The sequence below is a fragment of the Effusibacillus lacus genome, assembly GCF_002335525.1.
GTDB classification, from domain to species: Bacteria; Bacillota; Bacilli; order Tumebacillales; family Effusibacillaceae; genus Effusibacillus; species Effusibacillus lacus.
In genome coordinates this window covers 47786-58791 of record NZ_BDUF01000046.1, presented here as the reverse complement: position 1 = coordinate 58791, position 11006 = coordinate 47786, and the positions used below count along the sequence as shown (strand labels likewise).

12 protein-coding genes and 4 pseudogenes are annotated in these 11006 nt (G+C 46.8%); 1 reads left to right on the top strand and 15 read right to left on the bottom strand.

Annotation, left to right across the window (positions count from 1 at the left end; translation table 11 throughout):
* The 3 genes and pseudogenes from EFBL_RS08995 to EFBL_RS08985 all read right to left on the bottom strand — a co-directional run.
* The coding region (locus tag EFBL_RS08995) for an HTH domain-containing protein (protein ID WP_149029949.1) at positions 1–169 on the bottom strand (169 nt) is incomplete at its 3' end.
* 410 nt (positions 170–579) lie between these two features.
* Positions 580–999: a hypothetical protein gene (locus EFBL_RS08990; protein ID WP_096181802.1), complete on the bottom strand. Its 420-nt coding sequence runs from the start codon at positions 997–999 to the stop codon at positions 580–582.
* Positions 1000–1077: 78 nt separating this feature from the next.
* A pseudogene (locus tag EFBL_RS08985) lies at positions 1078–1386 on the bottom strand (metallophosphoesterase family protein); the annotation flags it as partial.
* Between EFBL_RS08985 and EFBL_RS21850 the strand changes: the two are divergent.
* A complete protein-coding gene (locus EFBL_RS21850; protein WP_369690097.1) occupies positions 1292–1744 on the top strand; it encodes a putative holin-like toxin in 453 nt (150 codons plus the stop codon). The pseudogene EFBL_RS08985 and the gene EFBL_RS21850 overlap by 95 nt on opposite strands.
* A 341-nt stretch (positions 1745–2085) precedes the next feature.
* On the opposite strand, the gene EFBL_RS08975 is transcribed toward EFBL_RS21850, so the two are convergent.
* The 12 genes and pseudogenes from EFBL_RS08975 to EFBL_RS08920 all read right to left on the bottom strand — a co-directional run.
* Positions 2086–3486 carry an MFS transporter gene (locus EFBL_RS08975; RefSeq protein ID WP_096181800.1) on the bottom strand — a complete coding sequence of 467 codons (1401 nt, stop codon included), beginning with the start codon at positions 3484–3486 and terminating at the stop codon, positions 2086–2088.
* A 112-nt stretch (positions 3487–3598) separates the two neighbouring features.
* Positions 3599–4367 (bottom strand): annotated as a pseudogene (locus tag EFBL_RS08970) (helix-turn-helix transcriptional regulator).
* Between the two features lie 114 nt (positions 4368–4481).
* Positions 4482–4676 (bottom strand): annotated as a pseudogene (locus EFBL_RS08965) (transposase); the annotation flags it as partial.
* A gap of 47 nt (positions 4677–4723) precedes the next feature.
* Positions 4724–5032, bottom strand: a complete 309-nt coding sequence (locus EFBL_RS20925; RefSeq protein WP_207907621.1) for a hypothetical protein — start codon at positions 5030–5032, stop codon at positions 4724–4726.
* A 1089-nt stretch (positions 5033–6121) separates the two neighbouring features.
* Positions 6122–6194 (bottom strand): annotated as a pseudogene (locus EFBL_RS22065) (SEC-C metal-binding domain-containing protein); the annotation flags it as partial.
* Positions 6195–6381: 187 nt separating this feature from the next.
* On the bottom strand, positions 6382–6639 hold the full coding sequence (locus EFBL_RS08950) for a DUF6429 family protein (protein WP_096181797.1): 258 nt from the start codon (positions 6637–6639) through the stop codon (positions 6382–6384).
* On the bottom strand, positions 6632–6793 hold the full coding sequence (locus EFBL_RS20535; protein ID WP_165912732.1) for a hypothetical protein: 162 nt from the start codon (positions 6791–6793) through the stop codon (positions 6632–6634). Before EFBL_RS20535 ends, EFBL_RS08950 begins: the two co-directional genes overlap by 8 nt.
* Positions 6794–6809: 16 nt before the next feature.
* Positions 6810–7556 (bottom strand): DUF1284 domain-containing protein, encoded by a 747-nt coding sequence (locus EFBL_RS21845; protein WP_341769662.1) that lies wholly within the window; start codon positions 7554–7556, stop codon positions 6810–6812.
* A 16-nt stretch (positions 7557–7572) separates the two neighbouring features.
* Positions 7573–7989 carry a hypothetical protein gene (locus EFBL_RS08935; RefSeq protein ID WP_096181796.1) on the bottom strand — a complete coding sequence of 139 codons (417 nt, stop codon included), beginning with the start codon at positions 7987–7989 and terminating at the stop codon, positions 7573–7575.
* Positions 7990–7998: 9 nt separating this feature from the next.
* Positions 7999–9060: a DNA adenine methylase gene (locus tag EFBL_RS08930; protein WP_207907622.1), complete on the bottom strand. Its 1062-nt coding sequence runs from the start codon at positions 9058–9060 to the stop codon at positions 7999–8001.
* Between the two features lie 184 nt (positions 9061–9244).
* Positions 9245–9910 (bottom strand): TetR/AcrR family transcriptional regulator, encoded by a 666-nt coding sequence (locus EFBL_RS08925; protein ID WP_096181795.1) that lies wholly within the window; start codon positions 9908–9910, stop codon positions 9245–9247.
* A gap of 56 nt (positions 9911–9966) precedes the next feature.
* On the bottom strand, positions 9967–11006 hold a 1040-nt coding region (locus EFBL_RS08920), incomplete at its 5' end, for an ABC transporter permease (protein ID WP_096181794.1).

The window sequence follows — 11006 nt, the reverse complement described above, 5'->3', positions numbered from 1 at the left end:
CTTTGTTCCCCTGCAGCAGGATCTGGATTCCGGCTTCATCCAACCGCTTGATGTCACGGTAGATACTCCGTACGGATGTACCGCACAGTTCCGCTAAAGCGGGCGCGGTAATCCCCGGTCGTTGCTGGATTGTCGTAAGTATAAAAAACAGCCGTTCCACCAAATCCATACAATCACCCCAAAATTACCTTGTTGATTCAATTTTATCTGAATTCACTTATCTTTTCATTCATTTTTAAATTCTAAATCCCCATAAAAAAGAAGCTCTCCATTGACATGGAAAGCCCCTGCTATCCAATAGGACCCATTTTTGCTTCATCTTCAATCATATGAAAGACCCCCCTAAACTTCTTTCCAAGGATGAAATGGAAAAAATATTATTGGAGGTCCTTCTCCCCCTACTTCCAAAATAACTTCAAGTTGGTTCACTGGTAATTCCCCCTTGATAAATCAAATCAACTTTTTGGTCCCCGATCTTGCCACAACGTAAACACCTGATTCCCTGAAACATCTGATTTATATGGAGGAATGTTTTCAGAAATGGTCGAGGAATATACGTCTACCACTCAATTCAATCTCTTAAACACACGACAATAAAGCAATCTCTCTAATGAATTTAGTAAACTCTTTATTATATATATCAAAACCATCCAGATCCTGTTCGTATATAACGATTTCGACAGTATGGAACAACTGGCTCTTTGTTAGGGTTCTTATTCCACTAATCTTTTGACCAACTTTCTTAATAGGTAGACCAAGGCGGTTGGAAATTTCGATATCTGTAAAAGAGTTAACAGGATAATCCAGGTCAATCTCCAGTCTGTTCGAGTGAAAATGAACATGTCCCCATTGCTGTTTTGGAGATTTTTTATTTTGGCTCCATCGTACATACTTTTTTGCACGTAGTGTATAACCGTCATGAACTTTGTTCTTGTAACAAATTGAAAGTTGGTTCACAAATTCGCAGAATTGCTCTCCCTTTTCCTGTATAATACTCAAACGAATTCCCCCTATTTGTATTAACGACCCGTTACAGCTGAAAGCAATACCGGGCCTATTTGTCCTTTACATCCTCTCCAGGACAATCCCGTTGCGGGCAGCCAGCTGGGCAGGTGCCATTATGCGGTCCGGGTTGTCATGGTTCCCTGCAATAATGACCAGTCCCCTGGTGCCGTTGGCCGACAAGCGAACCATGGCCTCATAAAAAAGTTCCTCTGCAGCAGCACTCGGGTTTGAAGTTTGGTAAACGTCTCCCGCCATGAGCACCAGGTCCACTTTTTCCTGTTCGCAGATGTCACAAAGCTCCTCTACAAACTGCTTCTGTTCTTCGTACCGGTCCCGGCCCTCCAGCGTTTTTCCAAAGTGCCAGTCTGCGGTGTTCAGGATTCTCGTTTCGAATCACCCTTTTTGGAATAGTTTGGGCGGCCCCCCAGCTGCCCATATTGCAAATCTATCGATAGATGTTACAGATTCTGTCAGCGAACGGATGTTTTCGGACGATTGTGAGGGTCCACTCATTCGGTCTGCAAAAATATTTGCAGCGACTCTTTACTGCAAGAACAAACGTTCCTGTTTATACCAAAATATGCTATACTTTACCTTGTACAATAGAATCGGCTTTCAAGGGTGGTCGGCTAATCCCCGGAGAGGGGGTGATGCCCGTGAGGTATATCAAGCATTATCCTTGATGATCATGTTCGCCATGTTCGTCTTGGCTCTGCTTACCTTCCTCAAAAAGAAATAGACCGCCCTTGGCATAGGTTTGCGGTCTATTTCAGTAGGCCTGACTTAGTAGCCGATCACCCTTTAGGGCAATCTATTGTACGGACCGTAGATGTAGCAGCATCTACGGTCTTTTTAGCGTATGCACAATCTGGAATTTCTTATTCCTATCTTTGCAAAAAAATGTGGAGAAGTCAAGTCAATCCAATCCCGGAACATCCAAAGTTTCCGCCAACTTCCGTAATTCGTCCAAAACATTGTCGCTATAGTAAAGAAAAATTGGAAAGCGGTATGGAATAAGACAACGGTTGTTCACATTCAGCAAAAAACCGGCGGATAACCGCCGGCTTATTGTTATATTTGTTATGCCGATTCGTTGGCCGGTTGCGGCGCTCTTTTGCCGAATGTAATGAAATACAATAGTCCGGTCGCTAACACAATCAAGCATAATATTAGAATGAGATTGCCGTACATAAATGCACGAGCGTCCGTGAGAACAGGATGGAACCGGAAGGCGAACAACTCTTGTTCCATAGCTTTGGCGACCAAAGCCGTCACAACCGCCCCGGAAATCGTCGAAATCATATTGAAAAATCCCATACCGACGCCGATTTGGTGTCCGGGAAGTATTTGCGTCACGCTTTCCGCCAATGCAGTCTGCATGAAGGAAAATCCGATGTACATCATAATCAGGGCGATGCCGATGTACCACACCCAGAGTCCGATCGAAGAAGATTGCAGCAGAAGGCTGACCGCGAGCAAAGCCAGCCCCAGATAGATCACGAAATGGCTTCCTCTTTTCACCGTCAAATTGCCGGCAATCTTTCCGAATATGACGGCACTGAATGCTCCCGGAAACATAATAAGCCCGATTTGCTCCGTGTTCAGGCCGTACATTTTACTTAACATGAGCGGGAGAACGAACATTATGGACATGACGGTGCCAAATATAAGGAAGCCGATGATAATCCCGCTGCGGTATAGCGAATTTACGAAAAGAGCGGGATCTACGAACGGCTCCCTCGCGCGGCGGATATGAACGATAAACAGGACAAGCGCCAATAAAGCGACAGGCAAATAAAACCAGTTTTCCTCCGTCGTAAACATGACCAGCATCGACACTACAATGCCCAGCAGCGCCGTTCCGACAATATCCAATCTCCCGTCTCTGCGTTGCTCCTTGGGCAAATACTTCTGGAAAAAAGGAATTGCCGCAAGTATCGGCAGCGGAACGAGAAACAAATACGACCAATGAAACGATGCGAAATAACCGCCAAGCACCGGACCGATTCCGACCGCGAAAGATACGGTCGACGTGATGATGCCGAACATTTTGCCGCGCTCTTCCGCCGAGAAAAATCTGGCCACCATGACAAACACGAGCGCCGGGATGGCGGCGCAGCCTGCTCCTTGAAAAGCTCTGGCTATAATGACGCCGGGAAACCAATTTTGCAATACAAATCCCAGCACGGACCCAAAGCTGTAAAGGACGATTCCGATTATGATCAGTGTTTTAACGCTGAAAATATCGGAAAGCTTTCCGAAAACGGGCATTCCCAAGCCAATGAGAATAAAGAAGATTGTAACTACCCAGCTTACGCCGGATTCATCCAACCCGAACTGATCGGCAATGCTCGGAGTGGATACGTTGAATACCGATTCGTTCAGCACGGCAAAGAAGAGGACGTAGTAGATCCACAGCACGCTTTTCTTAATGTCCGATGTTTCCGCTGCAGTATTGGAATTTCTCTCCGCATCTAACATTTCTCTATTCTTCCTTTCATTCTAAGGGCAAGCCCCGAATTACCGTTGAAAATCAACAGCCTTATATATAGTAACATTCCGCATCCGCAGTCGTTTCTTTTCGATTGCTATTTTACACAACCTTATTCAAATACGATTTCATCAATAGCGGAATCGAAATCAGAATCGGAGGATCGTCCAACCGGGGGGCGCGAAGTACAACCCGGAGATTGTGCGGCTTGGATGACAATGGTTCGTCTACGATCGGTTCTTCGATTTTGGCCCGCAGCGTTGAGTGCGGCAGCAAGAAATCCATCGCCTGCATACCCCAGGACACGGATGTGGCCATCAGGTAGTAGGTTCCCGGTTTTACGCCCGAAAAACAAAAAGTTCCCGGCGTCGGCACAAGCGTTCCATAGAGGGGGAGTCCTTCGGGGATCGGTTTTCCAAACAAACCGACCAATGCGAATCCGTCAAATGCCGTGTCGGCTTGCACGGTACCTTGAATTGTGCCGTGTTGACTGGTATAGATAAACGTCGTAATCCAACTGTCGAGCTTTCGCAAAGACCGGAAATAGCTGTCCGCAAGCGGCGGTGAATCACGGAATTGGGACGGCGTGACGCCTACCCGCTCGGTGAATCGGGTCGTGAAAGTACCCAAGCTTTGTTGTCCGATTTCCAAAGCGATATCGCGAATGCTCAGATTCGAGCGCAGCAACAGATCTTTCGCTTTCTGCAGACGAAGCGACGAAATATAATACAATGGCGGAAGGCCTACCCGTTCCTTAAAGATTCGCGCGAAATGGTAAGGGCTGTAGGAAGCAAGGCTGGCTAAGCGGTTCATAAATATGATCCTGAATATATACAAGCAATTCGTCTATTTCAGAATACCGGTCATTCATTACAATCACGCCTGATGAAGCTTGTTTTTCCACTGATGCTTTCCTCCTTCTTCGCACCGTTTCCAAGTGCTTCTGCAATCAATCGGGAACAACTGTTCTGACTATGCACTTACCTCAGGACATCGGATGGGGCGACGCCAAAACACATGCATTCAACAGCCGATCAAAGATTTCGTTCGGATTCAAGCGTCGGTTAAACCGGAAGCAGAACTCGTCAAAGTACTCCTGAAGATGCTTAGGCCCCAAGCCATGATATGTCCCCTGAATGTACGCTTTTACATTGCCAATGATGTTGTGCAGCGTCTTTAGAAATTATTTGATTCGGAAGACAAAGAGGACAGCCCGGATGGCTGTCTTCAACCGATCTTCAATCCTTCTTTGACAACAAAAGATACACAAGGAATTCTCTCCGAATGCAGGGTATCTTCCGCTTCAAATACATTCGCCAGTTCGTAAGGCTCACCCGATCGGATGTCTAATCCGATCAAACCATTAATATCGGAATGCTCGTCTAGTAGGCCAAAATCAATATAACAATCATTCTGGCAAAAAATATCAATCCACTTATTTTCCACGTAAACCTCATTGTTGTCTTCATATGACTTCAATTCCTCTAAAAGCACCCATTGCTCCGGATATAATTTGCGAACTTCTGACCATTGCATATCCAGAACTCTCCTTTCCAGAAGTATACGCACATTCCCTTCGACTCCCAACCAACGAAGCGACAAAAGGGCGTAAGTCTTGCTGACCCGTCTGGCTTCTTCGCTTCTGGACAGACAGCGAGAAGCCTCCCTGTTCTTACAGATCATTAAGCCTTTCTTCAAGGATTTCCCGGTCCATTTGATCACAAAACCGAAGACCCCGGCGATAAATTTCCTCAGCTTTTTCTTTGTTGCAGAGTTCCGGCAGTGAGTAGAGGTTAGTGTACACGTCTCCCCACCCTACATATCCCCAAACCCATGTGGGATGCTCTTCTGTCAAGGTCCGGAACAAGACTTCTCCTTTCTCATGGTTGCCTGAGAAGAAGTGCGCCTCCGCAATTGATCTGCGGATGTTCAACAGATTATGGAGATCGGACTCGGGCAATGTCCGCAGGATATCTTCATATATGGTGATCAGAGAGGCAAAAGATCCATCTCTGTTGTCCCTGTTTGCACGGCATTCCGCAACAAAATCGCCTTCAAAATCAAAAAACACGCTTTCCACATCATAAAACCAGTCAAACCGATCCCGAAGTTCATCGAAGGAACGAATGCCATAAGGCAGAATGACTTTTTCTTTCAACGCTGTCCAAATCCGTTCGAATTGGGGCATCTTGGGTTCATCCGATTCGGACTCCACCATTTTCCCCATCAAGTCATCAATCATAAAGGCGCCAAAGTGATCGGGTGCCCAACGCCGCCACAATTCACGTATTGCCAGGCGGGGGAAGTCTTCGTCAAATCCTCTGATGCGATAAGCATATCTTTGTTGCCAGCGATCAAGCACGGGATCAATATCTTCCTGATCGGATATATCCTGCAGGAACTGCTCCTTGGTCATTGGGATCTGCAAGCTGCAAAACTTGTCCAGAATTTCCTGATCACTCATTCGCTTCAATTTATCTGGGGTCCACATTGCGGCCATCATTTTATCGAGTTGATTCATGCTTCTCCAAAAATCTTTTTCATCTAGGAACTCTTCATCATTCCCCCGAAATAATTCCGCAATTCCCCTTGGGGACGGGGCCGGAACCGCTACCGGTTTGTCATACTTTGGAATACAGCATTTTTTGTATTTTTTGCCGCTGCCACAGGGACAAGGATCATTTCTGCCGATTTTCATTTTTTCACATCTCCAATCCATTCTTTCAGCAAAAGTTCTTGGTCCACCACTTTCTTGCACAGGTTTACTCAATCGCGGTTCTTCCAACACTTTGTCCGCAAGTGATCGTTCATAGTTTTCCAAGTGTCATAGTAAACCCAGACCACCATTACTTCACTCCCTAATGCAATACCATAAGGGAGAAAAGTTACTTGTTTCGGCCTAAATACTTTTCTACTAACTCTTTCGCTTTCTCTACACCTTGCTCAGTAAGATAAACCGACTTGGCTTTGTGGCTGCCGGTGATCAGATTCTCGTCAGTCAACTCGTTCAGCACGTCGAAATCATACCCTTTCCAACTTCTGTGAAACTTGCCGAAAGGTTCGTCTTCTTCCCAGGAAGTCAGATATAGCAACAGTAGGGTCAGTTCCTTGATCGCTTGTTCAACGGTCATATTGTTACTCATGATAAACCTCCGCTGCAATTTCTTTTCTGGTCGAAATTTCTTCCAACAATTCGATATACTCCGGATTCGCTGCCACAATCATTTCCCTAATGTTGGCTGTGTGTTCACTAAGGGCAGGCACCGTATAATTCCACTCATCCTTGTCCACGGGCATCTTTGGACTCTTCTTCCTATCTTTCAAAATAAAGATGGTAGTGATTCTTGCAGCCCGGATTCAACTGGGAACCGCAGTATGGACAAACCGAATCACATGCAAGGTATTGGTTAATGGTTAACTCCGTGCCACAAGCACCGCACAGAATCGCCTTCCGGTCAAATTGTTCCGTACTCCAGGTGGCTGCGGGATGACCGGCAACTGCCTGATGGCACTGGTAACAGGGATAATAAGTATCACAACAAGGAAATCGAATGGCTATGATATCCCTGTCCGAGGCGTAATGTCCACAGCGGGTTTGGGAATCGACCTGTACTCCGTACACCTCCACGCCATGAATTCGGGCCGGAAGCGGAACAAGTCCATGTCCAGCACGAATCCGACGAACCCCTTCCTCACAATAGCCCAGCGATCTCCAGGAACAAGTGAAGCACCACTCAGCAATTTCTTCCGGGTTTACAAGACGTGCAATTCTGCTTTGGATCTCTCCCCATGTCAGCTCCTCTCCGATTTCCAAACCCAGTCGCTGCAGAATCCGTTGATCCCTTGTTCCGACATGTTCGTCGTCACAATGATAAACTTGATCGTCGGGAAAACAGGCACACAGATCATCGGGCCCCTGCACAATGCAAACTTCGGTTTCCGGATCTTTAAGCAGTCGGTCATGAACGGAGGACATGTTTCTTGCAAATTGTTCAGAATACCCGATTCCTCTATACCCCAAAAGACACAGCAAATGGTGCCCGCGCAAATGGATAGCCACCGGAACTCACCTTTCATCAGTCATTCTCGCATTCTATTGTGATTGCCCGCTGCTCCAAAAGGATATCGCTGAATGTCCAGTCTCTTGCCAACTCCTTCTGCAACTGTTGAATCAGACCAAATTTCTCATCCAATACTGAAATTAACTCATCAGCACGGTTTTTGGCGAGTTGAATCCAACCACTCGTCCCCAGATAAAGGCGCAACTGGTTTTTTAACTGCTCCTGCCCTAATCCGGCACAAGTGGCGATGACAGGCACAGCATCGGGCTGGCTTTCTACAAAGCGGGCTATACTTTCTTTCGTTACTTTTTGCAGATCTTGCAAACCCTCCACAATCTGAGCCACTCTTTGTTGCATTTCAGGGTCCTGGCGTGGAGCGATTGTATCCAAATTGCTTAAAGAAGTAAGAAAGCTTTGGAAGTTGTTTTGCATACCCTTCGATCACCTGGCCACGAAGATATATTCGTTTACTTGACGTCTTTTGGCTGTTTCATGTGTACCAAACGAATAGGTATGTGGTACGGAATAAACCTCCACATCCCCTTTGACCTCGCGAAGCAGGTCGTAAATTTCTTTTTCTCCGGGAACAGAGTTTGAACTATAAGACAATACAATTATGCTGTTTTCAAATTTCCTGAATAATTTACTTAGCGCTTCACGTATGGTTCGTTTATAGGCAAACGGTGTGTATCGCTTCTCAATTTTCTTTGTCTTTGTGTTCTCCATGATCTTGACATCTCGCCAGTAGCGCGATAATCCCTCGAGAAAATGATATCTCTTGATATAATCTGCATCATCCTTGGGCGGCGCGTAGGGAGGATCAAAGTAAACCAGATCAAAACCCGATGGATCAATGGAAAAGATATCTTCGCACATGACCGAATTTATTTTGCCATTGTCAAAAACCGCATTGTTATACTCTTCCACGGCTTTTACAAACAACTCACGAAGTGGCAGGTGCATATTCTTTCTTCCATCATCATAACGCAAGTCTGTAATGGTAAATACTCCCCGTGGTTGCTTTCTGGCAGCGGCTAAACACAAGGCAGACAGCGCGATTTCCCGTTTGTATAAAGGGAGATCTTCTATATGGGACCAAACGGAATCCAGAAATTGATGATCCTCAAGGGGAAAATAAAGATTTTGAAACGTCGTTTGAATAAAGTTGCGTCCGTCCTTGTTTGGAGATAACAACAATTCCATGTCCTCTTGCGACAAGGTAACGCCTGGGTTTTCAACAATGGCTTTAGCGATGGTGGAGGAAAAATGCAAAAAATCATTGGCTGTTACCTGTTTGCCCATCTCTTTCAACGAGTAGGCTACAACCCCGCTTTCGGAAAAAGCGTCAAGAGCGGTTTCAAAGCGAATGTTTGAAAGAACAGAAGACAAGTAAGGGATCATCTTATATTTTGAACCCATATACCTCAGACGGGGAAAAGCGGCTGTTCTCGGCAGGTTTTGCTCTGTGAAGGTTGTGAACTGAGGATCCAACATGATTGCCATGAATCCACCTCCCGATTTTTGTGACTCGCAAGCATACATCAAAAATATAGCATTCAAAGTTTTTTAGCATGGGGCTTTTGGAACATATTGCATCGGCTACACAAAATATAGCACATATGTTCGTGTTTGAAAAGAAAAAACACCCCTTCGTGAAAGAGGGTGTTCCTTGAATCCACCTTTTCGCTTAGTCCTTTTTCCCCACACCATTCAGAAAGATATCAATCATCACTTCAATCTCTTTGTCATCGTCCATTTCGGCCATCTCGTCCACAAACAGAACGTGCTTAAAAGCAATATATCCGAGCATCATGGAGAAAGCCGCCCGGGCCACCGCATGCACCGGCAGCTCCCGGAATTCGCCTGATTCCATTTTTTGCTTGATAAAGATCTCTGCCATTCCCCGGGCACGGCGGCCAATGTGCTCTACCAGGGCTTCCTTGATCTCCGGGTGGAAGGTCGCTTCCTGAAACAGAATCCTTACCTTGTCCCAGTTCTTCTCAATCAATTCCAGCCGGTTCTTGAACAGCTGGTGCATCAGTTCCTTCGTATTAACGGATGAATCTTCAAGAATCCGCTTTACGTCCTTCAATACATAAGGCGTCAGAAACTTCATGAACGTGGGAACCACCAGCGCCAGCAGGATATCCTTCTTCGTCTTGAAATGACGGAAGATGGTTCCCTCCGCCACTCCCGCTTCCCTGGCAATTTCACTGGTGGAAGCAGCATGAAAACCCTTTTCCGAAAACAGCTTGATGGAAGCCTCCAGAATCCGCCGCTGCTTCTCCGTCATCTGGTCTTCGTCCTTCATATCCTTCAGCCATTCGGCCATGAGATCGTCAAACTTGTCCAAACCGATCAACCTCCTGTTCCGGAAGTGCAGCCCCCAAAAACCGCTTGGGATGGCCCCTACTCCAGCTTTTTGCGGAAACGCATGACCGCCACCGTGCAGATGAGAAACGCAAATCCGGTCAGGGTCAGGGTTTCCTGCCACAAATAAGCCAGCGAGACTCCCTTCAGGAAAATGCCCCGCAGAATCATCAGAAAATAGGTCAAGGGGATGATCCCGCCAATCCATTGTATCACAAGCGGCATCGTCTCACGCGGAAAGATGAATCCCGACAGGAGAACGCTGGGCAGGATGATGGCAAACGCCACCTGCATCGCCTGCAGCTGGGTCTTGGCAATGGTCGAGATCAGCATGCCGATGGCAAGGGTTGTGACAAGAAACAGAAGCCCGAGAGCAATCAGCAATGTCACGCTGCCTTTGACCGGCACGCCAAACCAGAAGATGGCTGTCATTAACACCAGCAGGAAGGAAAAAAGGCCGATCAGCACATACGGCACCAATTTCCCAAGAATCAGCTCCACAGGCCGGACGGAGGTAACAACCAATTGCTCCATCGTTCCCCGTTCCTTTTCCCTCACCATGGCAAAGGCTGTAAGCAAAGCGGTCACATTCTGCAGGATCAAGCCGATCAGGCCAGGGATGTTAAATACAGTACTGTCCATGTCGGGGTTATACATGACCCGGGACTGTGCCTGAATCGGCAGCTTGACCTCGTCAAACCCTTGTTTCTTTAGAAAACTCTCCTGCAGGTTGAGCGCCTGGTTTTGCGTTATCATCTGGGCGCTGGACAGTGCGGTTCTGGCAGCCGTCGGATCTGACCCGTCCAAGAGAATCTGGATGTCAACGGGCGAATTTTGCTCAATCTGATAGGCATAATCGGGTGGAAACACAAGGGCCGCCCGGATGTCCCCCGCATCCATCAACTCTTCCAGCTCTTCCATACTTGCCACGTCATATTTGATGTCAAAATAATGGGAGACCTGGAACTTGGCAATCATCTCCCGCGATTGCTTCGATTTGCTTTGATCCCACACCCCTGTGGGGATATGGTCCACGTCGGTATTGATCGCATAGCCGAACAGCAGAAGCAGCAGCAGCG

Coding starts and splice junctions, on each gene's coding strand:
- EFBL_RS20535 (WP_165912732.1), bottom strand. CDS start 6,793: ATGCCCGTGGACAAGGATGAGTGGAATTATACGGTGCCTGCCCTTAGT.
- EFBL_RS20925 (WP_207907621.1), bottom strand. CDS start 5,032: ATGCAATGGTCAGAAGTTCGCAAATTATATCCGGAGCAATGGGTGCTT.
- EFBL_RS08975 (WP_096181800.1), bottom strand. CDS start 3,486: ATGTTAGATGCGGAGAGAAATTCCAATACTGCAGCGGAAACATCGGAC.
- EFBL_RS08935 (WP_096181796.1), bottom strand. CDS start 7,989: ATGCAAAACAACTTCCAAAGCTTTCTTACTTCTTTAAGCAATTTGGAT.
- EFBL_RS21850 (WP_369690097.1), top strand. CDS start 1,292: ATGTCACAAAGCTCCTCTACAAACTGCTTCTGTTCTTCGTACCGGTCC.
- EFBL_RS08930 (WP_207907622.1), bottom strand. CDS start 9,060: ATGGCAATCATGTTGGATCCTCAGTTCACAACCTTCACAGAGCAAAAC.
- EFBL_RS08950 (WP_096181797.1), bottom strand. CDS start 6,639: ATGAGTAACAATATGACCGTTGAACAAGCGATCAAGGAACTGACCCTA.